28 protein-coding genes and 2 tRNA genes are annotated in these 26,429 nt (G+C 71.6%); 10 read left to right on the top strand and 20 right to left on the bottom strand.

Annotated elements, in window-relative coordinates; genetic code table 11:
• Positions 1–3 precede the first annotated feature (3 nt).
• Genes ACFVTR_RS11945 through ACFVTR_RS11930 form a run of 4 tightly spaced genes read left to right on the top strand, consistent with a single transcriptional unit; the run spans position 4 to position 3,237 of the window.
• Positions 4–1,536: an ABC transporter ATP-binding protein gene (locus ACFVTR_RS11945; RefSeq protein WP_387037762.1), complete on the top strand. Its 1,533-nt coding sequence runs from the start codon at positions 4–6 to the stop codon at positions 1,534–1,536.
• A complete protein-coding gene (locus ACFVTR_RS11940; RefSeq protein ID WP_387037522.1) occupies positions 1,533–2,330 on the top strand; it encodes an energy-coupling factor transporter transmembrane component T family protein in 798 nt (265 codons plus the stop codon). The genes ACFVTR_RS11945 and ACFVTR_RS11940 overlap by 4 nt, the downstream gene beginning before the upstream one ends.
• Positions 2,327–2,923 (top strand): AAA family ATPase, encoded by a 597-nt coding sequence (locus ACFVTR_RS11935; protein WP_387037521.1) that lies wholly within the window; start codon positions 2,327–2,329, stop codon positions 2,921–2,923. Before ACFVTR_RS11940 ends, ACFVTR_RS11935 begins: the two co-directional genes overlap by 4 nt.
• 56 nt (positions 2,924–2,979) lie before the next feature.
• Positions 2,980–3,237 (top strand): hypothetical protein, encoded by a 258-nt coding sequence (locus ACFVTR_RS11930; RefSeq protein ID WP_387037519.1) that lies wholly within the window; start codon positions 2,980–2,982, stop codon positions 3,235–3,237.
• Positions 3,238–3,246: 9 nt separating this feature from the next.
• On the opposite strand, the gene ACFVTR_RS11925 is transcribed toward ACFVTR_RS11930, so the two are convergent.
• The 6 genes from ACFVTR_RS11925 to ACFVTR_RS11900 form a co-directional block, all read right to left on the bottom strand.
• A complete protein-coding gene (locus tag ACFVTR_RS11925; RefSeq protein ID WP_387037517.1) occupies positions 3,247–4,503 on the bottom strand; it encodes a hypothetical protein in 1,257 nt (418 codons plus the stop codon).
• 24 nt (positions 4,504–4,527) lie between these two features.
• Complete coding sequence (locus ACFVTR_RS11920; protein ID WP_387037515.1) at positions 4,528–4,875, bottom strand: metallopeptidase family protein; 348 nt, start codon at positions 4,873–4,875, stop codon at positions 4,528–4,530.
• A gap of 100 nt (positions 4,876–4,975) precedes the next feature.
• A tRNA-His gene (locus ACFVTR_RS11915) sits at positions 4,976–5,051 on the bottom strand.
• A gap of 44 nt (positions 5,052–5,095) precedes the next feature.
• A complete protein-coding gene (orn, locus tag ACFVTR_RS11910) occupies positions 5,096–5,722 on the bottom strand; it encodes an oligoribonuclease (protein ID WP_376945640.1) in 627 nt (208 codons plus the stop codon).
• Between the two features lie 43 nt (positions 5,723–5,765).
• A tRNA-Arg gene (locus tag ACFVTR_RS11905) sits at positions 5,766–5,841 on the bottom strand.
• Between the two features lie 30 nt (positions 5,842–5,871).
• Positions 5,872–7,089 (bottom strand): cation:proton antiporter, encoded by a 1,218-nt coding sequence (locus tag ACFVTR_RS11900; protein ID WP_387037513.1) that lies wholly within the window; start codon positions 7,087–7,089, stop codon positions 5,872–5,874.
• Positions 7,090–7,225: 136 nt separating this feature from the next.
• Between ACFVTR_RS11900 and nadE the strand changes: the two genes are divergently transcribed.
• The gene (gene nadE, locus ACFVTR_RS11895) at positions 7,226–8,047 is read left to right on the top strand and encodes an ammonia-dependent NAD(+) synthetase (RefSeq protein WP_387037511.1); all 822 of its coding nucleotides are present in this window, start codon (positions 7,226–7,228) and stop codon (positions 8,045–8,047) included.
• Between the two features lie 55 nt (positions 8,048–8,102).
• On the opposite strand, the gene ACFVTR_RS11890 is transcribed toward nadE, so the two are convergent.
• The 3 genes from ACFVTR_RS11890 to ACFVTR_RS11880 form a co-directional block, all read right to left on the bottom strand.
• Positions 8,103–8,786: a hypothetical protein gene (locus ACFVTR_RS11890; RefSeq protein WP_387037509.1), complete on the bottom strand. Its 684-nt coding sequence runs from the start codon at positions 8,784–8,786 to the stop codon at positions 8,103–8,105.
• A 77-nt stretch (positions 8,787–8,863) separates the two neighbouring features.
• Positions 8,864–9,112 carry a hypothetical protein gene (locus tag ACFVTR_RS11885; RefSeq protein ID WP_387037507.1) on the bottom strand — a complete coding sequence of 83 codons (249 nt, stop codon included), beginning with the start codon at positions 9,110–9,112 and terminating at the stop codon, positions 8,864–8,866.
• A gap of 70 nt (positions 9,113–9,182) precedes the next feature.
• A complete protein-coding gene (locus ACFVTR_RS11880; protein ID WP_387037505.1) occupies positions 9,183–10,190 on the bottom strand; it encodes an aldo/keto reductase in 1,008 nt (335 codons plus the stop codon).
• Positions 10,191–10,413: 223 nt separating this feature from the next.
• On the opposite strand from ACFVTR_RS11880, the gene ssb reads away from it, so the two are divergent.
• From ssb to ACFVTR_RS11860, 4 genes are all read left to right on the top strand, one after another.
• A complete protein-coding gene (gene ssb / locus ACFVTR_RS11875; RefSeq protein WP_387037503.1) occupies positions 10,414–10,974 on the top strand; it encodes a single-stranded DNA-binding protein in 561 nt (186 codons plus the stop codon).
• Between the two features lie 90 nt (positions 10,975–11,064).
• Positions 11,065–11,559, top strand: coding sequence for a DUF6993 domain-containing protein (locus ACFVTR_RS11870; protein WP_387037502.1), 495 nt, complete (start codon positions 11,065–11,067; stop codon positions 11,557–11,559).
• 53 nt (positions 11,560–11,612) lie between these two features.
• On the top strand, positions 11,613–13,295 hold the full coding sequence (gene ettA / locus ACFVTR_RS11865; protein WP_387037500.1) for an energy-dependent translational throttle protein EttA: 1,683 nt from the start codon (positions 11,613–11,615) through the stop codon (positions 13,293–13,295).
• Between the two features lies 1 nt (position 13,296).
• Positions 13,297–13,776 (top strand): acyl-CoA thioesterase, encoded by a 480-nt coding sequence (locus ACFVTR_RS11860; protein WP_387037498.1) that lies wholly within the window; start codon positions 13,297–13,299, stop codon positions 13,774–13,776.
• A gap of 71 nt (positions 13,777–13,847) precedes the next feature.
• Here the strand turns inward: ACFVTR_RS11860 and ACFVTR_RS11855 are convergent, their stop codons facing one another.
• The 3 genes from ACFVTR_RS11855 to ACFVTR_RS11845 form a co-directional block, all read right to left on the bottom strand.
• Entirely contained in the window at positions 13,848–14,357 is a 510-nt protein-coding gene (locus tag ACFVTR_RS11855) for a hypothetical protein (protein WP_387037496.1), read from the bottom strand.
• Positions 14,358–14,374: 17 nt separating this feature from the next.
• Entirely contained in the window at positions 14,375–14,860 is a 486-nt protein-coding gene (locus ACFVTR_RS11850) for a Rieske (2Fe-2S) protein (RefSeq protein WP_387037493.1), read from the bottom strand.
• Between the two features lie 97 nt (positions 14,861–14,957).
• Positions 14,958–15,833: an acyl-CoA thioesterase gene (locus ACFVTR_RS11845; protein WP_387037491.1), complete on the bottom strand. Its 876-nt coding sequence runs from the start codon at positions 15,831–15,833 to the stop codon at positions 14,958–14,960.
• A gap of 91 nt (positions 15,834–15,924) precedes the next feature.
• Here ACFVTR_RS11845 and ACFVTR_RS11840 point away from each other — a divergent pair, with 91 nt between their 5' ends.
• Positions 15,925–16,605: a hypothetical protein gene (locus ACFVTR_RS11840; protein ID WP_376945615.1), complete on the top strand. Its 681-nt coding sequence runs from the start codon at positions 15,925–15,927 to the stop codon at positions 16,603–16,605.
• Between the two features lie 63 nt (positions 16,606–16,668).
• Here the strand turns inward: ACFVTR_RS11840 and ACFVTR_RS11835 are convergent, their stop codons facing one another.
• From ACFVTR_RS11835 to ACFVTR_RS11800, 8 genes are read right to left on the bottom strand one after another with little or no spacing between them, the layout of a single operon-like run.
• Positions 16,669–18,336: an FAD-binding dehydrogenase gene (locus ACFVTR_RS11835; RefSeq protein WP_387037490.1), complete on the bottom strand. Its 1,668-nt coding sequence runs from the start codon at positions 18,334–18,336 to the stop codon at positions 16,669–16,671.
• 39 nt (positions 18,337–18,375) lie between these two features.
• Entirely contained in the window at positions 18,376–18,762 is a 387-nt protein-coding gene (locus ACFVTR_RS11830; RefSeq protein WP_387037488.1) for a globin, read from the bottom strand.
• Positions 18,759–19,886, bottom strand: coding sequence for a mechanosensitive ion channel family protein (locus ACFVTR_RS11825; RefSeq protein WP_387037486.1), 1,128 nt, complete (start codon positions 19,884–19,886; stop codon positions 18,759–18,761). Before ACFVTR_RS11825 ends, ACFVTR_RS11830 begins: the two co-directional genes overlap by 4 nt.
• Before the next feature lie 11 nt (positions 19,887–19,897).
• Complete coding sequence (pepN, locus tag ACFVTR_RS11820) at positions 19,898–22,468, bottom strand: aminopeptidase N (protein ID WP_387037484.1); 2,571 nt, start codon at positions 22,466–22,468, stop codon at positions 19,898–19,900.
• 36 nt (positions 22,469–22,504) lie between these two features.
• Positions 22,505–23,242, bottom strand: coding sequence for a response regulator (locus ACFVTR_RS11815; RefSeq protein ID WP_387037482.1), 738 nt, complete (start codon positions 23,240–23,242; stop codon positions 22,505–22,507).
• Positions 23,239–24,600: a sensor histidine kinase gene (locus tag ACFVTR_RS11810; protein WP_387037480.1), complete on the bottom strand. Its 1,362-nt coding sequence runs from the start codon at positions 24,598–24,600 to the stop codon at positions 23,239–23,241. The genes ACFVTR_RS11815 and ACFVTR_RS11810 overlap by 4 nt, the downstream gene beginning before the upstream one ends.
• Positions 24,601–24,610: 10 nt before the next feature.
• Positions 24,611–25,468, bottom strand: coding sequence for an ABC transporter permease (locus ACFVTR_RS11805; RefSeq protein WP_387037478.1), 858 nt, complete (start codon positions 25,466–25,468; stop codon positions 24,611–24,613).
• Positions 25,465–26,376: an ABC transporter ATP-binding protein gene (locus ACFVTR_RS11800; protein ID WP_387037476.1), complete on the bottom strand. Its 912-nt coding sequence runs from the start codon at positions 26,374–26,376 to the stop codon at positions 25,465–25,467. Before ACFVTR_RS11800 ends, ACFVTR_RS11805 begins: the two co-directional genes overlap by 4 nt.
• Between the last annotated feature and the right edge of the window lie 53 nt (positions 26,377–26,429).

Below are 26,429 nucleotides of genomic sequence, written 5' to 3'. Positions count from 1 at the left end.
TCGATGTCGTCCCCGGCCGCCGTCGAGGCGCGCGGCTGGGGATGGCGTCACGCCTCCCGGCTCCGCCCCGCCGTGGTGCAGCTCGACCTGCGCATCCACGCGGGGGAGCGGGTGCTCCTCCTCGGGCCTTCCGGGGCCGGCAAGTCGACGCTGCTCCACGCCCTCGCCGGCGTGCACGGCGGCGACGATGAGGGCGAGCAGTACGGCGAACTCACCGTCGACGGCGTCGCGCCGTCGGCGGCGCGGGGCCGCGCCGGACTCGTCCTCCAGGATCCCGACTCGCAGGTGATCCTCGCACGGGTCGGCGACGACGTCGCCTTCGGCTGCGAGAACCTCGGCGTGCCGCGCGACGAGATCTGGCCCCGCGTCCGCGCGGCGCTCGCCGACGTCGGCCTCGACCTGCCCCTCGACCACCCGAGCTCGGCGCTCTCGGGCGGGCAGAAGCAGCGGCTCGCCCTCGCGGGGGCGATCGCGATGCGTCCGGGGCTCCTGCTGCTCGACGAGCCCACCGCGAACCTCGACCCCGACGGCGTGCGCGAAGTGCGTGACGCGGTCGGGCGCGTGCTCGACCGCACCCGGGCGACGCTCGTCGTCGTCGAGCACCGCGTCGACGTCTGGCTCGACCTCGTCGATCGGGTCGTCGTGCTCGGACGCGACGGGCGCCCGCTCGCCGACGGCGCGCCGCGCGAGGTCCTCGTCACGCAGCGCCAGGTCCTCCTCGATGCGGGCGTCTGGGTGCCGGGCGTCCCGCTGCCCGGCGCAGCCGCAGCCGCGGTCTCGGCCCGCGGTGGGTCGATCGGCGAGCACGGGCCCGATGGTGCCGGGGCCGGGGGCCCCGCGGGCCGCATCGCGCTCGAACCGGCGCTCGGCGCACGCGGACTCGCCATCGGACGGCGATCGAACGCCGTCGTGCAGCGCGGGCTCGACCTCGGCATCGCAGCGGGAGCCAGCACGGTGGTCACGGGTCCGAACGGCGTCGGCAAGTCGACGCTCGCACTCACCCTCGGTGGTCTCCTGCGTCCGCTCGAGGGGCGCGTCGAGGTATCCCGCATGCTCGCCGCCGGCCTCAAGCGCGAACCGATCGCCTGGCGCTCGCGTGAGCTCCTCACCCGCATCGGCACGGTCTTCCAGGAGCCCGAGCACCAGTTCGTCGCGTCGACGGTGGCAGGAGAGCTCGCGGTCGGGCTCCGTGCGCTCCGGCTCGACGAGGCTGCGATCACCGCCCGCGTCGACGAGCTCCTCGCGCGGCTCCGCCTCGATCATCTCGCCCGCGCGAACCCCTTCACGCTGTCGGGCGGTGAGAAGCGCCGTCTCTCGGTCGCGGCAGTGCTCGCGGCCCGGCCGTCGGTGCTCATCCTCGACGAGCCGACCTTCGGACAGGACCGCCTGACCTGGATCGAGCTCACCGCGCTCCTCCGTGGCCTCGTGGACGACGGGCTCGCGCTCGTCTCGGTCACGCACGACGCCGCGTTCATCGCCGAGCTCGGCGACGAGCGCTTCGATCTCGCGGCGTCGACGACGAGGGAGTTCGCATGAGCGCCGCCGCACTCCCCGTGGAGCAGGATGCTCCGCGCCTCCGCTTCGTCGACCGGGTGAACCCCGTGAGCCGCCTCGCCGCGGCGATGCTGCTCACCACCCCGCTGCTCCTCACCGTCGACTGGGTCAGCGCGGCGACCGCGCTCCTGATCCAGCTCGTGCTCTTCGCCCTGGCCGGGGTCACCCTGCCGACGCTGCTGCGCCGAGCCTGGCCGGTCCTCATCGCAGCTCCGATCGCTGGGGTGAGCATGCTGCTCTACGGGCAGCCGTCGGGCGAGGAGTACTGGAGCTTCTGGCTCGCCCGCATCACCGACGGCTCGATCGAGCTCGCGATCGCGGTCACCGTGCGCGTGCTCGCGATCGGCCTGCCCGCCGTGCTGCTCTTCATGCACGTCGACCCGACCGAGCTCGCCGACGGACTGGCACAGGTCTGGCACCTGCCGAGCCGATTCGTGCTCGGGGCGCTCGCCGGCGCCCGGCTCGTCGGGCTGTTCATCGAGGACTGGCAGGCGATGTCGCTCAGCCGCCGAGCCCGCGGGATCGGCGACCACGGGGCGCTGCGGCGATTCGCGACGATGGCGTTCGCGCTGCTCGTGCTCGCCATCCGCCGCGGGTCGAAGCTCGCCACGGCGATGGAGGCGCGCGGGTTCGGCAGCGGGGCCCCGCGAACGTGGGCGCGCGACTCCACGGTGGGATGGCCCGATCTCGTGCTCATCGTGCTCGCGGTGACGATCGCCGCCGTCTCGATCGCCGCGGCGGTCTGGGCCGGCACCTTCCACGCGGTGTGGTCGTGACCGACGAGTCCCACCGCCGTGCCGCGGCGCTGCACCTCGTGCGAGCCGCCGTGCGGGGCTCGGTCCTCGCTCGGCCGGGCGCCGGCGGCGGCGCGGGCGTGGTCGTCGCGATCGACGGGCCGAGCGGATCGGGCAAGAGCACCTTCGCCGACCAGCTCGCCGCCGGCTGGCCGGGTCGGCGCGCCAGGCTCGTCCGGCTCGACGAGGTCTACCCGGGTTGGCACGGGCTCGCCGCCGCCTCGGGGACGCTCGATCGCACGCTGCTCGCACGGCACGCCCGCGGGGCGCCGGGCGGCTGGCGTCGCTGGGACTGGGAGGCGGGGCACCGTGCCGACGCGGTCGTGCTGTCGCCCGTGTCCCCGCTCGTCCTCGAGGGATGCGGGGCGTTCGAGGCGGTCGCCCGGCGCCCCGACGTCGTGCGCGTCTGGTTGCGCGCCGCCGACGACACCCGCAGGCCGCGCGCGCTCGCCCGCGATGCGGGACGATTCGATGCGTACTGGGATCTCTGGGAGACCGAGTGGCGGCGCTACGTGCACCGGGTGCGGCCGCTGCGATCGGCCGATCTCGTCATCACCCTGCCGGCGATCGGCTGACGCGATTCGCGCGGGGCTTCGGGTGCAGAAGGGCGGCTGAGGGCTACGGTGGACACATGAGTGCAGATTCGGTCGGCGCCCAGTACGTCGCAGAGTTCATCGACGGACCGCTCGAGGGCGAGTTCGACCACCGCGCCCTGGTCGCCGGCAAGGCCGAGCGGCGCATCGGCATGGTCGCGGCCGTCGACGGCCTCGAGTCGCTGTTCTGGTACGACGCCGTCGACGATCGCCAGGTCAACGGGGAGCTGCGGGTCAGGTTCCGCTTCGACGCCGACGACTCCGACCCGGTCGAGTCCGACGACGAGAACGACTGAGGCGCTCGCTCAGCTCGACCGGCCGGCGAGGAACGCCGCGATGAGCGGTGCCGGATTGACGAGGCGCCACAGCGGCCCCGGGTCGTCGATGTCGGCCGACAGCTCGAGTTCGCTGCGGATGTCGCCGTTCGCGGTCGGCACCGTCACGGTGCCCACGGCGCGCCCGGCGGGGGCGGTCGTGAACGGCTCCACGACGACGGATGCCTCGCCGGGATCGCTGCCCCACGCGGCATCCGTTCGACCGGTGCGCGCGATCAGCGCGGCCGAGTCGCCCCAGGCCGTGGTGACGGTGCCGTACTCGCCCGCTTCGGCGATGACCGTGACGGGCTGCGAGGCCGCGATCACCGAGGCCACGGCGTCGGAGACCGCCGGGTCGAGCGTCTCGTAGTCGGGCATGGTCGTTATCGCCCCGGTGACGCGGGTGGGCTCGCCGCCGTCGGCAGCCGGCAGCACGGTGCTGAAGATGAAGCAGACGCCCGCCTGATCCGTGTAGCTGCGCGAGAGGGCGCGCACGCCCGACTCGCGGAGGTGGTCGATGACGTCGGGCACGTTGCGCGCCGTCGAATCGGATGCCTCGGGGGCGGTCACGATCGCCGTGAGCGCGGGGTCGGCGTAGAGGAGCGCGCCGAGGCGCGCGAGCTCTTCTGCGGTGCCTGCGTTGTCGCCCGAGAGACCGGTGGCGTCGGCCACCCTGGTCGCCTCGAATCCGTTGGCCTCGAGCCACGCGTTCGCCTCGGTGACGTAGGCCTCGGTGCTGCCGAACGCCCAGCGCACGAGGGTGTCGGCGTGGTTGTTGCTCGACGCGAGCAGCGTCGCACGCACGACGTCGCGCTCGGACCACGAGTCACCCGGCGAGACCTGCAGCGTGCGGTTGCCGTTCTTCACGTGGTCGAGGTAGTTCGTGTAGTCGGCGGGGCCGATCGTGATCGAGGGGCCGGGCCCGGTCGCGGGGAGCGGCAGCGAGTCGAGGGTCGCGAGCACCGCGATGAGCTTCGCCGCGCCGCCGATCGGCACGGTTCCGGTGTCGCCGCCGACGGCGAGCGTCTCGGCCGCCCCATCGGCGCCGACGATCGCGAGCGCGCTCGCCCCGGTGTCGGGGAGCGCGATGGGTGCGGCGGGCTCACCGGAGGCCGCTGCGGCGGCGTCGACGCGGACGGTGGCTTCGGGCAGCGGGCCGAGCAGCATGGCCGGGCCGTAGACGCCGACGGCGAGGATCGCGACGGCGCCGAGGGCGATACCGACGATCCGCCCGGGGGAGAGACTCATGGAATCAGCGTAACGGTGCGGGAATCACGCCCAGCCCAGCTCGTGCAGCCGGTCGTCGTCGATCCCGTAGAAATGGGCGATCTCGTGCACGAGGGTCACATGGATCTCGTCGCGCAGTTCGTCTTCGTTCTCGCAGATCGCGAGCAGCGATTCGCGGTAGAGGATGATGCGGTCGGGCATCTCGCCGAAGCCGTAGCGGTCGCGCTCGGTGAGTGCGAAGCCGTCGTAGAGCCCGAGCAGGTCGAGCGATCCGTCTTCGGGGCGATCCTCGACCACGAACACCACGTTCTCGAGCCCGTCGACCATGTCGTCGGGCAGCTGGTCGAGTTCATCGACGACGAGCGCTTCGAAGGCTTCGGCATCGAGTTCCACGAATCTCCTCCGTCGATGGGTGCGTCGTTGCGATCGGTCGTGCGTCGGTCCGGTGAAAGCGCGAAGCGCGGGCCCGCAGGGGACCCGCGCTTCGCGGACTTGGGGTGAGTAACGGGGCTTGAACCCGCGACCTCCTGGACCACAACCAGGCGCTCTACCAACTGAGCTATACCCACCATGTGTCGGACCGCCGTGGCGATCAGGCAACTAGAAGAGCGTACTACACCTTCTGCCTCTGCTCGAACTCGGCGACCACCTCGGCGGCGAGAGCCTGGAGTTCGTGGCTCGCGGGCCCGGGGTCGGCGACGAACACGGCGCGCCGGTAGTAGTGCAGTTCGCGGATCGACTCGAGGATGTCGGCGAGGGCGCGGTGGCCGCCGTTCTTGGCCGGCGCGTTGAAGTAGGCGCGCGGGAACCACCGCTTGGCCAGCTCTTTGATCGACGAGACGTCGACGTTGCGGTAGTGCAGGTGCGCGTCGAGCCGCGGCATGAACTTCGTGAGGAACGCCCGGTCGGTGCCGATCGAATTGCCGGCGAGCGGTGCCTTCTGCTCGTCGGGAACATGCTGCAGCACGTACTCGAGCACCTGATACTCGGCGTCGGCGAGGCTGACTCCGTTCGGGATCTCTTCGATGAGGCCGGATTCGGTGTGCATGCGACGGACGAACTCGCCCATCGACTCGAGCGCGCTCGCATCGGGCTTGATGACGATGCTGATTCCCGCATCGACGGGGTTGAGGTCGTAGTCGGTGATGACGACCGCGATCTCGACCAGCTCATCGACCTCGAGGTCGAGCCCGGTCATCTCGCAGTCGATCCAGACCAGTCGGTCGCTCGAAGAAGCCATGCGGCGAGTCTACCGGGGCGTGCCGACACGCCCGCTGCGCCAGTGGTGCCCCCGGCAGGAATTGAACCTGCGACCAAGAGATTAGAAGGCTCCTGCTCTATCCGCTGAGCTACGGGGGCGGTCCCGGCAAGCATACCGGGCGGAGGAGGTCATCCCTCGGTCGGCACCTGCACGTCGTCGGTGCGCGTGCGCCGTCGTGAGCCGCCGCGCTTGCGGAGCGCGAGGGCGATGAGGGGGAACAGCAGCACCGAGATCATGCCCGCACCGACGAGCGCGGCGGCCGTGCCGCTCTCGAGGTCGCCGGCGTCGACGCCGATCGCCGTCACGGCGACGATGATCGGCAGCCCGGTCGCGCCGAACAGCGCGGTCGCGGCGAGGTCGCGTGGGCCCGACCCCGGCGTGGCGGCGAGGAGCGAGGGGAGGCCGCGGATCACGAGCAGGAGCACGACGAAGACCGGCAGCATCGCGAGCGTCGGGCCGTCGGCGAAGAGCGCCTCGAGATCGAAGGTGACGCCCGTGTTGATGAAGAAGATCGGCACGAGGAAGCCGTATCCGACGCCCTCGAGCTTGGACTCGATGGCCTCCGCGTCGTGCTTCGGGGCCCCGACGAGGAGTAGGCGGTAGAGCACGCCCGCGGTGAAGGCACCGAGCAGCATGTCGAGGTCGAGCACGATGCTCAGGGCGACGAGCGCGAGGAGCACGAAGATCACGAGGCGCACGGCGAACTGCCCGCTCGTGTGCAGCGTCGCCGTGATCACCTGGTGCATCCGCTTGCCGACGCCCTTGGCGGCCAGCCAGATGGCGATCCCCGCGACCACCGCGAAGCCGAGCAGCACGATCGCCGCGACGAGCGGCGATCGCCCGCTGAGGAACAGCGAGATCGCGAGCAGCGGGCCGAACTCGCCGACGGCGCCGAGCGCGAGCACGGAGATGCCGAACGGGGTCGTGAGGTCGCCGGAGTCGCGCAGCACCGGCATGATCGTGCCGAGCGCCGTCGAGGTGAGGGCGATGCCGATGAATGCCGCCGCGGGAAGGTCGGGTGCGAAGAGGGCGGCGATGCCGACGCCCGCGGCGAGCGAGATGATCCAGCCGATCGCGGCCCGGTTCAACGGCCGGCCGCGGATGGCCCGGAAATCGATCTCGTTGCCCGCGAGGAAGAAGAGCATGGCCAGGCCGAACTCGGCGATGAGGCCCATGAAGTCGTCGGGGACGACCCAGCCGAGCACCGCCGGCCCGAGCAACAGGCCCAGCACGATCTCGAACACCACGAGCGGGATCGCGACCCACCGGCCGAGCCCGCGAACGAGCAATGGCGCGACGACCGCGATCGCCGGCACGAGCACCATCGTGCCGATCGAGACTTCCACGTGACCTCCTGAGCGGGGCGGATCCCTGTCGTGATGCTAGTGGAACGGCTGTTCGCGCACTCGACGGCGCGGACGCCCGTGCGTGACGCGCAGCCCGTGTTTCCTCCGTGAAACACGACGGCGGTATCGTCGGGGCATGCGAGACCTGCAGGCGCGAATCATCGCCGAGCTCAACGTCAGTCCGACCGTCGATCCCGCCGCAGAGGTGCGCGCGCGCATCGACTTCCTGAAGGACTACCTGCGGGCCACACGTGCGAAGGGGCTCGTGCTCGGCATCAGCGGCGGTCAGGACTCCTCGCTCGCCGGGCGTCTCTGCCGAGTTGCGGTCGACGAGCTCGTCGCCGACGGCGTCGACGCGCGGTTCGTGGCGGTCCGACTGCCGTACGGGGTGCAGCGCGACGAGGACGACGCCCAGCTCGCCCTGCAGTTCATCGACCCGCAGGAGACGGTCGTGTTCAACATCAAGGGCGGTGTCGACGGCGTGGCGACCGACTTCGAGGACGCGCTCGGTGCACCGATGAGCGACTTCGGCAAAGGCAACGTGAAGGCCAGGATGCGGATGGTCGCCCAGTACGCCATCGCCGGCGAGGGCGGCCTGCTCGTCGTGGGCACCGACCACGCGGCCGAGGCGATCACCGGCTTCTTCACGAAGTTCGGCGACGGCGGCGCCGACGTCCTGCCGCTCAGCGGGCTCACCAAGCGGCAGGGGCGGGCCCTGCTCGAGTCGCTGGGCGCCCCCGAGCGCCTGTACCTCAAGGTGCCGACCGCCGACCTCCTCGACGGGCAGCCCGGCCAGTCGGACGAGGCGAACCTCGGCCTGCGCTACGCCGACATCGACGCCTACCTCGAGGGCGAGGAGATCGACCCGGGCGTCGCCGAGAAGCTCGAGGCGCGGTTCCTGCAGACGCGGCACAAGCGCACCGTGCCGGTGTCGAAGTTCGACGAGTGGTGGCGCTGAGCCGCGATCAACGCCAGAGCCGCTGATCGACGAATGTCGTCAGCGCCCGGTGCTATCAGCGCTGCGCGTCCGAGACGGGCAGCGTCGCCGTCGGGCCGGTGCCGTCGGTCGCGACCGTCGGCGTCGGCGCGGTCGACGCCTCGGCCGTGTCGGTGATCGTCACGGCATCGCGGTAGCGGTCGTGGTGCTGCTGGGCGACCCACGCCTCCTGCTCGTCGATGGCCGACTGCTCGGGCGTCTCGTCGCGCTGGGTGCGCCACCGCACGAGGTCGTTCTGGAACTGGCGCTTGGTGCGCGACGGGTGACGCTGCCATTCGAGCAGGCGGTCGCGGAACTCGACCACGGCGGGGTCGAGCTGATAGCCGAAGGTCGCCGATGCGCGCTTGAGCTCGTGGAGCTGGTGCGAGGCCCAGTTGGCGGCGATGTCGGAGCCGCGGATCGGGAGGAGTCGGACGAGGATGTCGGCCTGGCCGACGGTGCGGTCGGCGAGCACCTGCTCCTGCGGCGTGAGCGAGTTCCACACGGATGCCTCGGTCGCCGCGTCGACGAGCGCGGCGATCGCGGCCGTCTTGGCCTCGCGATCGCGCTGCGCGACGACGCGTTTCACCGCGGCGCTCGAGATCCAGGCCGCGAGCAGCCCGGCCGCGAGGATGGAGACGAACAGCACGATGGCGGCGAACACCGCCGTCTGCGATTCGCTCGACGTGAGCCAGGAGATGAGGTCGTTCCACCACTGCATGGCCGCAGGCTACCCCCGAGCAGGACGTGCACGGCAGAGCCCCGGCGGCGCGCCCCGAATCGGGGCGCACCGAGGTCTCAGCGGAAGAGCTCGGCGGCCTCGCGCGCCGACCAGAACTCGCCGAGCTCGGTCGAGCGCAGCGTGCCGGAGGCGAGTCGCCGCACCGCGAACCGGCCGTCGTCGCTGCGATGCTCGACATGGCCGAGCACCGAGCCGTCGGGCCGGGCGACCCGCCAGAGGCCGGGCGCGGCCGGCAGGAACGCGAGCCCGGGCACCTCGACGGGGAACGGTTCTCGAATGCGCGGCTGCGGCGCGATGGTCGTCATGATGCTCCTCTCGACGTCGCAGCCGGCCCTGCGGGGTGTCTTCAGAGGCTAGGAGCACCCACCGACATCCTCAGCCGAGCGCGGTGCCGTGCGCCGCGAAGGGCTCGATTCGCTCGATCTCGTCGTCCGTGAGGGGGGCGGCGTCGAGGGCGGCGACGTTCTGCTCGAGCTGCGCGACGCTCGACGCGCCGATGAGCGCGCTCGCGACGAGCGGCTGTCGCAGCACCCACGAGAGCGCGAGCTGCGCGAGCGACTGCCCGCGCTCGCGGGCGATCGCGTCGAGTGCCCGTGCACGCTCGAGGTACTCGGCGCTGATCCGCTCGGCGGGCAGGAACCGGCTCGTCGCCGCGCGCGAACCCGCGGGCACCTCGCCCGAGAGGTAGCGGTCGGTCAGCAGGCCCTGGGCGAGCGGCGAGAACACGATGCTCGCGGCACCGACCTCCTCGAGCGCGGGGAACAGGCCGTCTTCGATGTGGCGGTCGAACATCGAGTACCGCGGCTGGTGGATGAGGAGCGGCACCCCCTCCGCGGCGAGCGCGGCGGCGGCGGCGCGCGTCTCGTCGGGCCCGTAGTTCGAGATGCCGACGTACAGCGCCTTCCCCTGCCTGACGGCGGTCGCGAGGGCGCCCATCGTCTCCTCGATCGGCGTCTCGGGGTCGGGCCGGTGCGAGTAGAAGACGTCGACGTAGTCGAGTCCGAGCCGGCCGAGGCTCTGGTCGAGCGAGGCGAGCAGGTTCTTGCGCGACCCCCATTCGCCGTACGGACCCGGCCACATCTCGTACCCCGCCTTCGACGAGACGATCAGCTCGTCGCGGTAGGGCGCGAGGTCGCCGGCGAGCAGCCGGCCGAAGTTCTCCTCGGCCGAGCCGGGCGGCGGGCCGTAGTTGTTCGCGAGGTCGAAGTGGGTGATGCCGAGGTCGAAGGCGCGTCGCACGATCGCCCGCTGCGTCTCGAACGGGCGGTCGTGGCCGAAGTTGTGCCAGAGCCCGAGCGAGAGCGCGGGCAGTTTCAGGCCGCTCCGGCCCACTCGGTTGTAGCGCATGCGGTCGTAGCGGTCGGGGGCGGCGTTGTACGGCATCCCGCCACTCTAGATCTGCGCGCGCCGGTGTGACGCCCGCGTCGTCACCTCTCCTCGACAGCACGGGCGGCGGCGCCCCGGTGCACAGATCGACGGCGGCGCCCGGATGCCTCGGAGCCCGCGCCGACCATTGGGGCACGTGGTTCCGGGGCGGTGTCCGGCACGAGGCCGTCCCGGAGCCACGAGTCGCCGATCCGCGGCGGCGCCAGACCGAGGAGTACACATGAGCGACACCATCACGGTGACCGGCGTCGTCGGCACCGATCCCCACCAGCACGTCACGGGCGACGGGCTCGTCATCACGTCCTTCCGCGTCGCGTCGACCCGGCGGTTCTTCGACCGGGCCAAGGGCGAGTGGGCCGACGGCGAGACCAACTGGTACGGGGTCTCGGCCTTCCGGCAGCTCGCCCGCAACGCGAGCCTGTCGATCCGCAAGGGCGAGCGCGTCATCGTCCAGGGCCGGCTCCGTCAGCGCGCCTGGGAGACGGCCACGAAGTCGGGTACCTCCGTCGAGATCGAAGCCGATGCGATCGGCCACGACCTCGCCTGGTGCGTGAGCACCTACGCCCGCGTTCAGGCGCCCAAGCCCGGCTCGGGCGAGGGCGACGGGCAGGTCGACGCCGGCTCGGCGCCGAGCGATCCGTCGGCGACCGAGGCCGGCGTGTTCGACGGAGCGGGCGACGGCGGCACCGCCGACTGGTCGCTGCTCGAGGCCTCGCCGACCGACGAGGGCGACGACGAGGCATCCGACCTCGACGCCTTCGCCGCCGCCGAGCGCGACTGAACCGTGCGGCGGTGACGGCCGTCCGCTGCCGCGCGGTTCCGACCGCATAGACTCGGCTCGGGCGGTCGACACCGCGGTGAGAGGGGAAGCATGTCACGGCGGAACGGGACCACGACGGCGCTCGCGCTCGCCGCAGCGGCGCTCACCCTCTCGCTCGCCGGGTGCAGTCTGTTCGGCGGGGGAGACCCGTCGCCCTCCGCCTCGAGCGGGCCGTCGGCCACCGGCACGGCGACCCCGACACCGAGCGCTCCGCCCACCCTCCGCCCCGAGCTGTCCGCCTCTGAGAACCTGGCCTTCTTCGACTCCGTGAACGCGGCCGTCGTCGCGGCGAACGCCGAGGCGGGCGGGCGCGACTTCATCGACGCACTCGTCGCCGCGGGCTTCGACAAGGCGGCGATGGAGGTCACCGCCGATCGCACGACCGTCGACCTCGACGCCGACTCGGTGCAGTTCGCGGTGCTCTTCCAGGACGAGTGCCTCGTCGGGCAGTACGGGCCGAAGTCCGGCGGGTACCACGGCGCGGTGCGCCCGGCGCTCGGCACCGGCGACTGTCTCGTCGGCGAGACTCGCCCCATAGACTGGTAGGCGACACGGCGGGCCGCGTTCGGCCGCTACCGCATGGGGTTTGAGGGAAGATCTTGGCTGATTACATTTACTCGATGGTTCGCGCGCGCAAGGCGGTGGGCGACAAGGTCATCCTCGACGACGTGACCATGGCGTTCCTCCCCGGGGCGAAGATCGGCGTCGTCGGCCCGAACGGTGCCGGCAAGTCGACGATCCTGAAGATCATGGCCGGCCTCGACCAGCCGTCGAACGGCGAGGCGAAGCTCACGCCCGGCTACTCGGTCGGCATCCTCATGCAGGAGCCCGAGCTCGACGAGTCGAAGACCGTGCTCGAGAACGTGCAGGAGGGCGTGGGCCCGATCAAGGCGAAGCTCGACCGCTTCAACGAGATCTCGCTGCTCATGGCCGAACCCGACGCCGACTTCGACGCACTGCTCGCCGAGATGGGCACGCTGCAGGAGGACATCGACGCGGCCGACGCGTGGGACCTCGACTCCCAGCTCGAGCAGGCGATGGACGCGCTGCGCTGCCCCCCGGGCGACGAGCAGGTCTCGGTGCTCTCGGGCGGTGAGAAGCGACGCGTCGCCCTCTGCAAGCTGCTGCTGCAGAAGCCCGACCTGCTGCTTCTCGACGAGCCCACCAACCACCTCGACGCCGAGAGCGTGCTCTGGCTCGAGCAGCACCTCGCCAAGTACCCCGGCGCCGTGCTCGCCGTCACCCACGACCGGTACTTCCTCGACCACGTCGCCGAGTGGATCTGCGAGGTCGACCGCGGCCGGCTCTACCCCTACGAGGGCAACTACTCGACCTACCTCGAGAAGAAGCAGGAGCGCCTCACCGTCCAGGGCAAGAAGGACGCGAAGCTCGCCAAGCGCCTGAAGGAGGAGCTCGAGTGGGTCCGCTCGAACGCCAAGGGCCGTCAGGCGAAGTCGAAGGCGCGCCTCGCCCGCTATGAGGAGATGGCGTCGGAGGCCGAGCGCACGCGGAAGCTCGACTTCGAGGAGATCCAGATCCCGGCCGGTCCTCGCCTCGGTGACATCGTGCTCGAGGTCAAGAACCTCAAGAAGGGCTTCGGCGACCGGGTCCTCATCGACGGACTCAGCTTCTCGCTGCCCCGCAACGGCATCGTCGGCATCATCGGCCCGAACGGCGTCGGCAAGACCACGCTCTTCAAGACCATCGTCGGCCTCGAGCCGAGCGACGGCGGCTCGGTGAAGATCGGCGAGACCGTGCAGATCTCGTACGTCGACCAGACCCGTGGCGGCATCGACCCGAACAAGTCGCTCTGGGAGGTCGTGTCCGACGGCCTCGACTACATCCAGGTGGGCAAGGTCGAGGTGCCGAGCCGTGCGTACGTCTCGACCTTCGGCTTCAAGGGCCCCGACCAGCAGAAGCGCGCCGGCATCCTCTCGGGCGGTGAGCGCAACCGACTGAACCTCGCGCTCACGCTCAAGCAGGGCGGCAACCTGCTGCTGCTCGACGAGCCGACCAACGACCTCGACGTCGAGACCCTGTCGAGCCTCGAGAACGCGCTCCTCGAGTTCCCGGGCTGCGCCGTGGTCATCACCCACGACCGGTGGTTCCTCGACCGCATCGCCACGCACATCCTCGCCTACGAGGGCACCGAGGAGAACCCGGCGAACTGGCACTGGTTCGAGGGCAACTTCGAAGCCTACGAGGCGAACAAGGTCGAGCGCCTCGGCGCCGACGCCGCGAAGCCGCACCGCTCGACCTACCGCAAGCTGACGCGGGACTGAGATGCGCCTGCACGTGCCCACCCCGTTGCGGTGGAGCGACCTCGACGCCTACGGGCACGTGAACAACGCCCGGATGCTGAGCCTCCTCGAGGAGGCTCGCATCCAGGCGTTCTGGGTCGACGAGCACGGCACCGCCGAGCATGCGGTGGGCGCCTCGACGGCGGTCATCGACGCGACCCCCGGGTCGACGACGATCACGCTGATCGCACGGCAGGAGATCGAGTACCTCTCGCCGATCCCGTACCAGCGGCTGCCGCTCGACATCGAGCTCTGGATCGGCCACATGGGCGGTGCGAGCCTCGACGTCTGCTACGAGGTGTTCTCACCGGTCGGGGTCGAGCCGCGCGTGCGCTACACGCGTGCGGTCACGACCATCGTGCTCGTCGATGCCGCGAGCGATCGACCCCGGCGCATGACCGACGAGGAGCGCGAGGCCTGGACTCCGTACCTCGAGGACACGATCAGCTTCCGTCGACGCTGAACGGACGACTCCGGATCCCGCCCTGCCGTCGCTGAGCGGGACGGTCTCGGCGCGATCTCGGGAGCGTCACCTCAGCGTTCGAGCGGATCCTCGCTGAACGACCCCTCCCAGACGGCGCGGCTGCCGGCTTCGCCGATGCGCACCAGCGTCACGGTCGCACCGATCGCGACGGCGAGCGACGCGAGGACGAGCACGACGGCGACCCCGATGCGCACGCCTCGCGACAGCATGGGGCTCGCGCGCCGCGAGTCCGCGCGCTCCACGAGCGCCCAGACGGCGACGAGCGCGGCCACCGCGAGCAGCGCGATCAACCACGGGGTGAGCTCCTCGCCCATGCCCGTGTGCTGCTGGATGAGTGGCGCCTCGGGAACCCGGGCCTCGAGCCACTTGCCGGCCTCGACGGTGATGAGGCCGAGCGGCACGAGCAGCGCCGCGCCGAGGAGGGCGGGCAGCCACAGCACCCGCCGCGCAGCGGGCCAGGCGGCGAGCACGACGAGGAGGAGCCCCACGAGCGGCGTGAGCACGATCACGGCGTGCACGAGCAGCACGTGGAGGGGGAGCCCGGCGAAGCTGTACTCCATCTCGGTCGCCCCGGGTCTCAGGAGGCGGTGACGATCCGGTCGCCCGAGACGGCGACGGCGATGGGCGTCAGCGGATCGATCGCGGGGCCCTGCACCACCTCGCCGGTGGCGGCCTCGTAGATCGAGCCGTGGCACGGGCAGTGGAACTCCTCGCCCGCCGCGGCGACGACGCACTGCTGGTGCGTGCAGATCGCACTGAACGCGACCACCTGCCCGGCCGTCGGCTGGGCGATGAGCGCGGGCTCGCCGTCGATCGTCGCGTCGATGCTGCCGCCGACCGGCACGTCGGCGAGGGCGCCGACATCGTCGCCCAGGGCCGGCGCATCGGGCTCGGGGCCGGTCGTCGCCGTCGGCTCGTCTTCGAGCGTCGGCTCGACGGTCGGGCTCGGGCTGCCGCCCGGGTCATCCGCCGCGCAGCCGGCCAAGGCGAGGGCGCTGCCGACCGCGCCGACCGAACCGATGGTGAGCACTGCACGTCGCGTCAGATCGCTGGGTTCCGTCATCGCCGAACTCCTTCGTCCGCTCCGGACGCCGTGGTGCGCCCACTGCCCCCATTGTGGAGCACGGACACGCCCGGCGCCGGAATTGCACAGCAACCGTTCAGTCGCGCGGCGCGGGCACCCGCACCATGCCCTCCTGGGCGACGCTCGCGACGAGCACCCCGTCGCGCGTGTACACGCGGCCGAGGGAGAGCCCGCGGCCGCCGCTCGCCGACGGCGACTCCTGCACGTAGAGCAGCCACTCGTCGACGCGGGCGTCGCGGTGCCACCACATGGCGTGGTCGAGGCTCGCGACCTTCAACCCGGGCGTTGCCCAGGCGATGCCGTGCGCACGCAGCACCGGCTCGAGGATCGAGTAGTCGCTCGCGTAGGCGAGCGCAGCCCGGTGCTGCTTCGGGTCGTCGGGCAGGCGGCCGAATGCCTTCATCCACACGGCCTGATGGGGCGAGCGGTCGCCGTCGACGCTGAGGTAGATCGGCGACGGCACGTGGCGCACGTCGAAGGCGCGCTCGTTCGACCAGTACCGGGCGACGTCGTGGTCGAACTTGCCGAGCACCTCGGCGGTCGACGGCAGCGACTCGGGGTCGGGCAGGCCCTCGGGCATCTCGAGCTGGTGCTCGATGCCGTCGTCGTCGGTCTGGAACGACGCGATGAGGGAGAGGATGGGCTCGCCGTGCTGGTAGGCCTGCGTGCGGCGCGTCGAGAACGAGCGTCCGTCGTGGATGCGGTCGACCGAGAACGTGATGGGGTGCGCGACATCGCCGGGGCGCAGGAAGTACCCGTGCATCGAGTGGATGTTGCGGTCTTCGGGCACGGTGTGCAGGGCGGCGACGATCGACTGGGCGAGCACCTGGCCCCCGAAGACGCGGCCGAGCGGCATCCACTGCGACGGACCCGTGAAGATGTCCTCGGTCGTGCGCGCACCGGTGTCGGTGAGATTCAGGGTGCTCAGCAGGCCGTCGATGGGTCCGTTCATCGTTCCTCCGTGTCGGTGGGCGGCCGCCGCCGGCGCCGTGGAACGCGGGCCAGCCGGAACAGCCCCGCTCACTTGGTAGTTTAGACAGGAGATGGTTCAACGACTCACGCTCGCCGACAGCCTGTCGCTCGGCGATCTGCACACGTACCTGCAACGGGCCGCCCGCGTCGAAGACGGGTCGGTGCGTCTGATCGCCGGCTCCGGAATCCTCGCCGTCTACACCGCGATCCTCTATCCACGGGGCATCCTCGACGAGAGCCCGACCGTGCTCGGTCTGCGCACCTTCGCGCTCGCCGACACGGAGGAGTTCGATTCGGTCGTGCCGATGCGCTCGCTCGTCGAGCGGATCGTGCGCGCCCGCGGCGAGCTCGGCGAGGGCGACGAGTCGCGGCCGATCTCGATGTCGCGACCGCCCGAGGTGAACACGGTCACCTGGGCGGGCATCTCGCCGCCACGAGGCGGCTGGCGCCCGCTCGGCGAGGCGGATGCCTCGGTGCTCGAGGCCGCGGCGCGCGCAGGCATCGACGAGGTCGCCGCGGCGATCCCCGCCGGCACAGGCGAGCAGCTGGTGCAGCGCGTCCGCTCCGAGGTGTGGGGCCGCGGCGTCGAAGGAGTCGAGTTCCTGCCGACCGGGGCGGCGTTCGCCGCCTTCAGCCTCGGGTTCCTCGGCGACGACCCCGTGCAACTCTTCGAGACCGGTCCGTGGACCAGGCTCTCCTCGCGCCGCGGCCACGTGCTCGTCCGGCGCAAGCCCTGGACGCTCAAGGCGTAAGTTGTCGGCCGAGGAGCCGTCTCGAGACCCGAACTCATCGGGTCCCGAGACGCTCCGTCGTCGCTACTCGCCGGCTGCGGCCGCGATCGCCCGTCCGGCCGCACGGCCGGTGAAGAGGCATCCACCGAGGAAGGTGCCCTCGAGCGCCCGGTAGCCGTGCACGCCGCCGCCGCCGAAGCCCGACGCCTCGCCGGCCGCGTAGAGGCCGGGAACCGGCGTGCCGTCGGCGCCGAGCGCCCGCGAGTCGAGGTCGGTCTGGATGCCGCCGAGGCTCTTGCGGGTGAGGATGTGCAGCTTCACGGCGATGAGCGGCCCGGCGTCGGCGTCGAGGAACCGGTGCGGGGTCGCCACCCGGATGAGCTTGTCGCCGCGGTACTTGCGGGCTCCTCGCAGCGCGGTGACCTGCAGGTCCTTCGTGAACTCGTTCTCGATCTCGCGGTCGTGCGCGTGCACCTCGCGCTCGATGTTCGCGGTGTCGAGAGGGGCCTCGGGGGAGAGGGCGTGCATCCGCTCGAGCAGCTCGTCGAGGGTGTCGGCGACGATGAAGTCGACCCCGTGCTCCTTGAAGGCCTCGACCGGCGCGGGGGCGCCCGGCCGGACGCGCTGGGCGAGCAGCTTCAGATCCTTGCCGGTGAGGTCGGGGTTCTGCTCGCTGCCCGAGAGGGCGAACTCCTTCTCGATGATCTTCTGGGTGAGCACGAACCACGAGTGCCCGTGACCGGTCGCCATGAGGTGCTCGAGCGTGCCGAGGGTGTCGAAGCCGGGGAACAGGGGCGGCGGCAGCCGGCGACCCTCGGCGTCGAACCAGAGCGACGAGGGCCCCGGCAGGATGCGGATGCCGTGCAGCGGCCACACCGGGTCCCAGTTGGTGATGCCCTCGGTGTAGTGCCACATGCGGTCGCCGTTGACGAGACGCGCTCCGGATGCCTCGGCGATGCCGAGCATGCGGCCGTCGACGTGCGCGGGCACACCAGAGAGCATCTCGGCGGGCGGTTCGCCGAGCCGAGCCGGCCACGAAGCGCGCACGAGCTCGTGGTTGCCGCCGATGCCCCCGGACGAGACGAGCACGGCGGGGGCGCGCAGCTCGAAGTCGCCGACGACGTCGCGGTTCGATGCCTCGCCGCGCGCCGCGTCGTCGGGAGCGAGCACAGCGCCGCGCACGCCGACGACCGCGCCGCCCTCGACGATGAGCTCGTCGACCCGGTGGCGGTGGCGGAATTCGACGAGCCCCGCGGCCTCACCGGCCTTCACCCGGGCGATGAACGGCGCGAGCACGCCGGGCCCGGTGCCCCACGTGATGTGGAATCGCGGCACCGAGTTGCCGTGGCTGATCGCCTGCCCGGCGCCGCGCTCGGCCCAGCCGACGACCGGGAAGAAGCGGACGCCCTTCTCGTGCAGCCATGCACGCTTCTCGCCCGCGGCGAACTCGAGGTACGCCTCGGCCCACCGCCGGCCCCACTCGTCCTCCTCGCGATCGAACGCCGCGGTGCCCTCCCAGTCCTGCCGGGCGAGCTCGAGCGAGTCCTTCACGCCCATGCGCCGCTGCTCGGGCGAGTCGATGAGGAACAGGCCGCCGAACGACCAATGGGCCTGGCCGCCGAGGCTCGCCGCGGGCTCCTGGTCGACGACGACGACGCGGCGGCCGGCTTCGACGAGTTCGGATGCCGCGACGAGGCCGGCGAGGCCTGCACCGACGATGATCGCATCGGGGGTGGATGCTGCTGCTGCCACAGGGACTCCTTCGTCGCTTCGGGTGGTGGCGGTGGGTCGTCAGTCGTCGAAGGTGTTCACCATCGCGAAAGCGGCTCGCTGGAGATAATCCCACAATGTCTCCTCGGCCAGCGGCGGGAGCTGGAGGGAGTCGACCGCGGCGCGCATGTGCGCGAGCCAGCGGTCGCGGGCATCGGGGTTCACCTTGAACGGCTGGTGGCGCAGCCTGAGGCGCGGGTGGCCGCGCTCCTCGCTGTACGTGCCGGGGCCGCCCCAGTACTGCTCGAGGAAGAGCTGGAGGCGCAGCGCCGCGGGCCCGAGGTCCTCCTCGGGGTACATCGGCTTCAGCACCGGGTCGTCGGCGACGCCCCGGTAGAACTCGGCGACGAGCTTCTCGAAGGTCGGCCGGCCGCCGACCTGCTCGTAGAACGACTGGATCTCGGTCATGCCGGGCCTCCATCGCTCGGCTTCGGCGGGGTCGTTCCCGCTCCTCCGACGGTGCCGCGCGGCAGACGCGGCGCCCGGTTCTTCGGCTTCTTCACGGGCTGGCCGGGGACGACGCTGTTCGGCGAGGTGCGCGGCGGCTTCGCGCCCTTCACGCGGGTGGCGCCGTCGAAGCCGGTGAGCACGACGCTCGCGAGGCTCGGCAGCTTCAGCTCCATCTCGTCGAGGGTGCGCTTCAGGCGCATCCTGAGCTCGCGGGCGACGTCGTCCTTCGAGGAGGAGCGCACCTTCATGACGACCCGGAGCACCATCGCGTCGGCCGAGATCGACTCGAGCCCCCACACCTCGGGCTTCTCGAGCACGCGCGAACGCCACTTGCTCGAATGCGCCAGCTCGGTCGCGGTGCGCAGCAGCTCGGTCTCGACGGCGTCGACGTCGGCGTCGTAGGGCACCGCGAGGTCGATGATGACCCGCGCCCAGCCCTGCGACATGTTGCCGACCCGCAGGATCTCGCCGTTGCGCACGAACCAGAGGGTGCCGTTCACGTCGCGGACGGTCGTGATGCGGATGCGGACCTCCTCGACGATGCCGGTCGCGGGCCCGAGGTCGACGACGTCGCCGACGCCGAGCTGGTCCTCGACGACCATGAAGATGCCGTTCAGGGCGTCCTTCACGATGTTCTGCGCGCCGAAACCGAGGCCGGCGCCGACCGCCGCCGTCAGCAGCGCGAAGGAGCCGAGGATCTGCTCGTTGATCGTCGTGACGATGAGCAGCACCACCACGATGAACAGGGTCACGTTGACGATGTTGGTGAGCACCGTGCCGAGCGTGCGGGTGCGCTGCACGACGCGCACGGCGGCGAGCGGCGAGGCCTGCAGCGCCTGGGTGTCGGTGACGTCCTGCTTCTTCTTGACGCCCGTGACGATCTGCTTGACGACCCGCTCGATGACGAAGTGCAGCACCCAGCGGATCAGCAGGGCGATCACGATGATCATCGCGATCGAGATGAGCTTGCCGAGCATGACGTCCCAGTTGTCAGCCCAGAACTGCGCGATACCGGCCCAGAAATCGCCGCTCACCGGGTTGTTCTCCGGGTCGTCGACAGCGGGCTCTGCGAATCCGAACATGGTTGGCAAGTCTACTGAGCCCCACCCGAGAGCTCGCTGGCATCGCGGGCGCGCGCGGCGAGCGCCCGGTCGAGCTCGGCGAGGTGCTCCGAGACGATGCGGTGCATCGAGGCGGGCTCAGGGTGCTCGGCGAGCCACGCGCGCGTGAGCTCGGCGAGCTCGGCGTCGACCAGCGGACTCGGGAAGAGCCGCGTCGAGAGGATGGCGGCCATGTTGTACGAGCGGCCCTCCCAGACGCCGGGCATCGCGTCGAGGTACTCGCGCGCGACGCCCGCGAGGAGCTCGGGCGCGTTCGTGCGGCGCCAGCCGTCGGCGATCGCGCGGGCGAGGTCGTTCGACAGCCCCGTGTCGGTCATGGCGCGTCGCCACGCGGCATCCTTCACCGCCTGGTCGGGGCGGGCGGCGCGCGCCGTCTCGGCGAGCTGCCGCCCCTTCGCGGTGTCGTCGGCGGCGAGCGCCGCCGCGAGCTCCTCGTCGTCGCCGGCGCCGAGCGCGGCACGGGCGATCACGAGCTCCCAGCGGAGGTCGAGGTCGATCTCGAGGCCGTCGAGGGCGATCGTGCCCTCGAGGAGGCTGCCGAGCACGTCGCCGTGCGCGGCCGTCGTCGCGAGGCGGGTGAAGGCCTTCACGAACTGCAGCTGCGCATCCGAGCCGGCGGGCGCGAGCTCGGCGAGCGCCCAGATCGCGTCGCCCGCCTCGGCGGAGATCCGGTCGCGGTGCTCGTCGGCCAGGTAGCGGCCGAGGGCGAGCTCGAGGCGCCCGAGCGCGAGCCCGCGCGCCGACGACTGGGTCTCGTGCCCGATCGAGGCGAGCACGAGGCGCACGAACGCGGCGGCGGGCAGCTCGGCGTCGCGCACCGCGTCCCAGGCGGAGCCGAGCACGACCGCGCGCGCGACCGGGTCGGCGAGCTCGGCGAGGTGGTGCACGGCCGTCTCGAAGGAGTGCGCGTCGAGGCGGACCTTGGCGTAGGTGAGGTCGTCGTCGTTCACGAGCAGGAGGTCGGGCATGGTCTCGCCGACGAGCTCGGGCAGTTCGGTGCGCGCGCCGTCGACGTCGAGCTCGACGCGGAAGGCACGGGTCAGCCCGCCGTCGCCGAGCGAGTAGCCGCCGATCGCGAGACGGTGCGGGCGCAGGGTCGGATGCGACGGCGCCGCGGTCTGCTCGAGGTGAGCGGCCGTGATCGTGCCCGACGCATCCTGCTCGACGACCGCGCGAATTGTGTTGACACCCGCCGTCTCGAGCCAGAGCTGCGACCAGCGGGTGAGCTCGCGACCACTCGCCCGCTCGAGCTCGTCGAGCAGGTCGCGGAGGGTCGCGTTGCCGCCGCCGTGTGCGGCGAGGTAGGCGCCGACGCCGCGCTGGAACGCCTCGAGCCCGACCCAGGCGACGAGCTGCTTCAGCACCGAGGCGCCCTTGTCGTAGGTGATGGCGTCGAAGTTCACCTCGACGTCCTCCAGGTCGCGGATCTCGGCGACGATCGGGTGGGTCGAGGGCAGCTGGTCCTGCTCGGCGGCGTGCGTCTTCTCGTCGCTCGCGAAGGTCGCCCAGACACCCGTGAACTCGGTGACCTGCGAGGTCGCGAGGGTCGACGCCCACGTCGCGAACGACTCGTTGAGCCACAGGTCGTTCCACCACTTCATGGTCACCGAGTTGCCGAACCACATGTGGCTGAGCTCGTGCAGCACGACGATCGCGCGCTGCTCGCGGCGGGCGTCGGAGACGCGCGAGCGGAACAGGTACGACTCGTTGAAGGTGACCGCGCCGACGTTCTCCATCGCGCCCCAGTTGTACTCGGGCACGAAGATCTGGTCGTACTTGCCGTACGGGTACGGCACGCCGAAGGCCTGCTCGTAGAACGCGAGCCCCGCCTGCACGGTCGAGAACATCATCTCGGGGTCGGCGTACTCGGCGAGCGAGGCACGGGTGAAAAGGCCCAGCGGCACCTCGCGGCCGTCGACGCTCGTCGCGGTGCCGCGCCAGCTCGCGTAGGGGCCGGCGATGATCGCGACGATGTAGCTCGAGATGACCGGTCCGGTCTCGAACGCCCAGGTGGCGACGCCGGATGCCCCGGGGCCCGCCACCGGCTCGGGCGAGGGTGCGTTCGACAGCACGCTCCAGTGCGCGGGGGCGGTGATCGTGAAGCGCACGCCCGCCTTCAGGTCGGGCTGGTCGAAGACGGCGTAGACGCGGTTCGCCTCGGCGACGGCGAACTCGGTGTACAGGTAGGTCTCGCCGTCGACGGGGTCGACGAAGCGGTGCAGCCCCTCGCCGCTGTTCGTGTAGCGGGCGTCGGCGACGACGCGCAGCTCGTTCGAGGCTTCGAGCCCGTCGAGCCTGATGCGGGTGCCGTCGCTCACCTCGGCCGGGTCGAGCGCTCGCCCGTTGAGCACGACCTCGTGCACCCGCTCGGTGCACGCCTCGATGAACGTCGAGGCGCCGGCGACGCCCGTGAACCGGGCGGTCGTCTCGCTGCGGAAGGTCTCGCCGTCGCCCGTGAGGTCGAGCACGACCTCGTAGCGCGGGGAGCCGACGGTCGCCGCCCGCTCCTCGGCTTCGACGCGGGTGAGGTTGGCAGCAGGCATGGACGATCCCTTTCGTAGCGAGTGCGCCCAGCAAGCCTAGCGATCCGTGCGGTGCCCGTTCTGCGGCCCGAGCACGCCGAGCTCGTACGCGATGATGACGAGCTGCACCCGGTCGCGGGCGCCGAGCTTCTGCAGCACCCGGCCGACGTGGGTCTTCACGGTCGACTCCGAGAGGAAGAACCGCTCGGCGAGCTCCGTGTTGTTGAGCCCTTCGGCGATCGCCTGCAGGATCTCGCGCTCGCGGGCCGTGAGCGCATCGAGCGGGCCGGGCACGGGGGCCGCGGGCGTGCGGGCGTCGGAGCCCGCCGGGAGGTCCTCGGCGAACAGCTCGAGCATGCGCCGCGTGACCCGCGGCGAGAGGGCGGCCTCGCCCGCGTGCACCGTGCGGATCGCGGTCACGAGCTCCTGCGGACGCACGTCCTTCAGGAGGAACCCGCTCGCACCCGCCCGGATCGCCGAGAAGGCGTACTCGTCGAGGTCGAAGGTCGTGAGCACGATGATGCGGGTCTCGGGATGCCTCGCGCTCACCTCCGCGGTCGCGGCGATACCGTCCATGCCAGGCATGCGCACGTCCATGAGCAGCACGTCGACCCGGGTCGTGTCGGCGAGCTCGAGTGCGGCGCGCCCGTCGGCGGCCTCGCCGACGACCTCGATGCCCGTCTCGGCGTCGAGCACGAGGCGGAATCCGGTGCGTACCAGCGCCTGGTCGTCGACGAGGCCGACTCTGATCGGGGTCGAATGCGACTGGATCGGTTCGTGCGGGGCGTCGGTCATTCCGTGCCGTCCTTCGGGGTGTCGTGCGTCGCACGATCGGTCGTGCGGTCGGGTGCGTCGTGGGGGAGCTCTACGGCCTCGGGATGCCGGAGCGTCGCGTGCAGTCGCCAGCCGCGCCCGGGGAGAGGACCGGCGTCGAGCTCGCCGCCGTGGAGGGCCGCACGCTCGCGGAGACCGGCGATCCCACGACCGGCGCCGCGAGTGGCCGTCGCGCCCGCCTTGCGGTCGTGCGGGGCGTCGTCGTCGACCGTGATCTCGACGCCGTCGGCGCGGTGCTCGACGCGGACGTCGACGCGGTGCGCGCGCTCGCCGTGGCGGAGCGCGTTCGTGAGGCCCTCCTGCACGATCCGGTAGACCGCGAGGCCCGTGGCGGCGTCGTCGGCGGGCGCGCCGACGGTGGTGAGCGTGACCGGCATCCCCGTGTCGCGGAACCCCTCGACGAGCTCGGGAAGCGCGCCGAGCCCCGGCTGAGGGGCGAGCTCGGCGGGTTCGGCGTCGGGTCCCGTGAGGACGCCCAGCATGCGACGCATCTCGCCGAGCGCGTCGCGCCCCGTCTCGGCGACACTCCGCATCACGTCGGCGGCGCGTTCGGGGTCGCGCGCGACGGTGGCCGCCGAGCCGTCGGCGAGGGTCACCATGACGGTGAGGCCGTGCGAGACGATGTCGTGCAGCTCGCGGGCGATCCGCGCGCGCTCAGCGGCGGCTGCGAGCTGCGCCTGCTGGTCGCGCTCGCGGGCGAGGTCGTGCGCGCGGGCGATGAGCGCGTCGAGGTAGCGGCGGCGGTTGCCGACCGTGACGCCGATGAGCGTCGCGATGAGCATCACCACCGCGTACTGCGTCGAGGCGGCGACGGGACCGCCGACGAGCTCGGGGCCGGGAAGCAGTTCGATGGCGACGAACCAGGTCGAGAGGTACGCGGCGGCCGTCGAGACCGCGACGGAGACGGCGAAGCCGACCCACGCGGACTTCGTCGACCGGTAGACGCCGAGGCCGTAGAGCGCGAAGAGCATCGGGTAGACGTCGCTGCCGCTGAGCGGGTACACCATGAGGCACACGAGCCAGGCGACGGCCATCACGAGCCATGGCTGCGAGCGACGGAACAGCAGCAGGGCGGCGGTGCCGACGGCGATGCCCACGAGCTGCAGCACGGTCGTCCAGAGCGGCGGCTCGGGATCGTCGGTCGCGAGCACGATCGTGGTGATGAACGTCGGCACCAGGTAGGCGGCCGCGATGAGCGCGTCGGCGAGACGCGGATGCCTCGCCCAGAACTGCCGGATCACGCCCGGCGGCTTCGGCAGACGCAATTCTCCCCCGACCGCCGAAGCCGGGCGGCCGGGGGAGAACGGTGCTTCCGTCATAGGCAGGACTCTACGCGTCCCGCCGCTTGAGGAGCACGGTTGCGCCGGCGAGGGAGACCCCCACCCAGGCCAGCACGACCAGGAGGCTCTGCCACGCGTTCGGGCCGACGATGGCGGCGGGGTCCGCGCCGATCGTGCCGAACATCGTCATCCCCGCGTTGGAGAGCAGGTAGGGGACCATGTCGTGCGCCCAGTCGGCCGGGATCAGCTGCAGCACCGTCGGAAGGAGGAGCAGCAGGCCGAGGACCGCGGCGATGCCGCCGGCGCTCGAGCGGAGCATCGTGCCGACGCCGAGGGCGAAGATCGCGATGAGCGCGAGGTAGAGCGCACCGCCGGCCAGCGTCAGCAGCACGTCGCCGTCGAAGAGGTTCGCCGAGACGCCGACGCCCGCGAAGACGATCGACGAGGTGAGGAACGCCGCCAGGTTCGCGACGAGCCCGACGACGAACGTCGAGACGAACAGCACGACGGCCTTGCCCGCGAGGGCCGGCAGCCGCTTCGGCACCGCGGTGAGCGTCGAGCGGATCATGCCCGTCGTGTACTCGCCGCTGATGACGAGCACGCCGAGCACGCCCACGACGAGCTGGCCGAAGTAGACGCCGAACACCGCCGACTGCAGCACGAGCTGCGTCTGCTCGGCGGCGGGCACGGCGGCCCCGTCCATGCCGCCGTCCATGCCGTACGCGAAGCTGAACGACATCAGGAAGGCCATGCCGAGCGAGATGGCGATGACGATGAGGTACGACCAGACGGTCGAGCGGAGGCTGCGGAGCTTGACCCACTCGGAGCGGAGCACACCGCCGAAGGTGAGGCGCGTGGTGCGCGTGCCCTGCGCGGGGTGCGTTGCGGTGGGGGTGATGGTGGTCATCGGACGGCCTCCGTGCGGTACTCGACCGCGTCGGCGGTGAGGGCCATGTAGGCCTCCTCGAGCGACGCGTTCTGCGGGGTGAGTTCGTGGATCGCGAGCCCGTGCTGGGCCGCGAGGTCGCCGATGCCTGCGGCGTCGACGCCCGTGACCTCGAGCAGGCCGTGCTCCGAGCGCAGCACGGCGACCTCGGGCGCGGCGAACAGTTCGGCGAGCTGCGAGGCGTGCGGCGAGCGCACGCGGACGCGCGGGCGGGTGCCGCCGTCGATGATGTCGGCGACGGGTGCGTCGGCGATGATCTCGCCGCGGCCGAGCACGATGAGGTGATCGGCGGTCTGCGCCATCTCGCTCATCAGGTGCGAGGAGAGGAACACCGTGCGGCCTTCGCTCGCGAGGTGGCGCACGAACTGGCGCACCCAGAGCACGCCCTCGGGGTCGAGGCCGTTGACCGGCTCGTCGAGGATGAGGGTCGAGGGGTCGCCGAGCATGGCCGCGGCGATACCGAGGCGCTGGCCCATGCCGAGCGAGAAGCCGCCGACGCGCTTGCGGGCGACCGACTCGAGGCCGGTGAGCTCGATGACCTCGCGCACGCGGCGCTTGCCGATGCCGTGCGTCGCCGCCATCGCGAGCAGGTGGTTCTCGGCGGTGCGGCCGGTGTGCACGGCCTTCGCGTCGAGGAGCGCGCCGACCTCGTGCAGCGGGGCGCGGTGCTCGGCGTAGGCCTTGCCGCCGACGGTGACGGTGCCGGCGCTCGGACGGTCGAGCCCCACGATCATGCGCATCGTGGTCGACTTGCCGGCGCCGTTCGGCCCGAGGAACCCGGTCACCTGACCGGGTCGCACGCTGAACGTGATGTCGTTGACGGCCGTCTTCTGGCCGTAGCGCTTGGTGAGCGCGGTTGCGGTGATCATGTCTTCGACGTTACGGATGCCACCGCCTCCGGCGCGTCCGTCGCAGGAATGGT

Origin of the sequence: Agromyces sp. NPDC058126 (assembly GCF_042884595.1) — a bacterium.
Lineage (GTDB): Bacteria > Actinomycetota > Actinomycetes > Actinomycetales > Microbacteriaceae > Agromyces.
This window is presented reverse-complemented; position numbering and strand designations above follow the sequence as displayed.

Excerpts from the sequence above, each read along its gene's own strand:
- ACFVTR_RS11890 (WP_387037509.1), bottom strand. The coding sequence starts at position 8,786 with ATGCAGTGGTGGAACGACCTCATCTCCTGGCTCACGTCGAGCGAATCG.
- ACFVTR_RS11945 (WP_387037762.1), top strand. The coding sequence starts at position 4 with ATGTCGTCCCCGGCCGCCGTCGAGGCGCGCGGCTGGGGATGGCGTCAC.
- ACFVTR_RS11830 (WP_387037488.1), bottom strand. The coding sequence starts at position 18,762 with ATGACCGAGATCCAGTCGTTCTACGAGCAGGTCGGCGGCCGGCCGACC.
- ACFVTR_RS11860 (WP_387037498.1), top strand. The coding sequence starts at position 13,297 with ATGCGCCTGCACGTGCCCACCCCGTTGCGGTGGAGCGACCTCGACGCC.
- nadE (WP_387037511.1), top strand. The coding sequence starts at position 7,226 with ATGCGAGACCTGCAGGCGCGAATCATCGCCGAGCTCAACGTCAGTCCG.
- ACFVTR_RS11925 (WP_387037517.1), bottom strand. The coding sequence starts at position 4,503 with ATGAGTCTCTCCCCCGGGCGGATCGTCGGTATCGCCCTCGGCGCCGTC.
- ACFVTR_RS11870 (WP_387037502.1), top strand. The coding sequence starts at position 11,065 with ATGTCACGGCGGAACGGGACCACGACGGCGCTCGCGCTCGCCGCAGCG.
- ACFVTR_RS11855 (WP_387037496.1), bottom strand. The coding sequence starts at position 14,357 with ATGGAGTACAGCTTCGCCGGGCTCCCCCTCCACGTGCTGCTCGTGCAC.
- orn (WP_376945640.1), bottom strand. The coding sequence starts at position 5,722 with ATGGCTTCTTCGAGCGACCGACTGGTCTGGATCGACTGCGAGATGACC.
- ACFVTR_RS11825 (WP_387037486.1), bottom strand. The coding sequence starts at position 19,886 with ATGTTCGGATTCGCAGAGCCCGCTGTCGACGACCCGGAGAACAACCCG.
- ACFVTR_RS11845 (WP_387037491.1), bottom strand. The coding sequence starts at position 15,833 with ATGAACGGACCCATCGACGGCCTGCTGAGCACCCTGAATCTCACCGAC.
- ACFVTR_RS11810 (WP_387037480.1), bottom strand. The coding sequence starts at position 24,600 with ATGACGGAAGCACCGTTCTCCCCCGGCCGCCCGGCTTCGGCGGTCGGG.
- ssb (WP_387037503.1), top strand. The coding sequence starts at position 10,414 with ATGAGCGACACCATCACGGTGACCGGCGTCGTCGGCACCGATCCCCAC.
- ACFVTR_RS11800 (WP_387037476.1), bottom strand. The coding sequence starts at position 26,376 with ATGATCACCGCAACCGCGCTCACCAAGCGCTACGGCCAGAAGACGGCC.
- ACFVTR_RS11885 (WP_387037507.1), bottom strand. The coding sequence starts at position 9,112 with ATGACGACCATCGCGCCGCAGCCGCGCATTCGAGAACCGTTCCCCGTC.
- ACFVTR_RS11940 (WP_387037522.1), top strand. The coding sequence starts at position 1,533 with ATGAGCGCCGCCGCACTCCCCGTGGAGCAGGATGCTCCGCGCCTCCGC.
- ACFVTR_RS11930 (WP_387037519.1), top strand. The coding sequence starts at position 2,980 with ATGAGTGCAGATTCGGTCGGCGCCCAGTACGTCGCAGAGTTCATCGAC.
- ACFVTR_RS11840 (WP_376945615.1), top strand. The coding sequence starts at position 15,925 with ATGGTTCAACGACTCACGCTCGCCGACAGCCTGTCGCTCGGCGATCTG.
- ACFVTR_RS11880 (WP_387037505.1), bottom strand. The coding sequence starts at position 10,190 with ATGCCGTACAACGCCGCCCCCGACCGCTACGACCGCATGCGCTACAAC.
- pepN (WP_387037484.1), bottom strand. The coding sequence starts at position 22,468 with ATGCCTGCTGCCAACCTCACCCGCGTCGAAGCCGAGGAGCGGGCGGCG.
- ACFVTR_RS11850 (WP_387037493.1), bottom strand. The coding sequence starts at position 14,860 with ATGACGGAACCCAGCGATCTGACGCGACGTGCAGTGCTCACCATCGGT.
- ACFVTR_RS11815 (WP_387037482.1), bottom strand. The coding sequence starts at position 23,242 with ATGACCGACGCCCCGCACGAACCGATCCAGTCGCATTCGACCCCGATC.
- ACFVTR_RS11805 (WP_387037478.1), bottom strand. The coding sequence starts at position 25,468 with ATGACCACCATCACCCCCACCGCAACGCACCCCGCGCAGGGCACGCGC.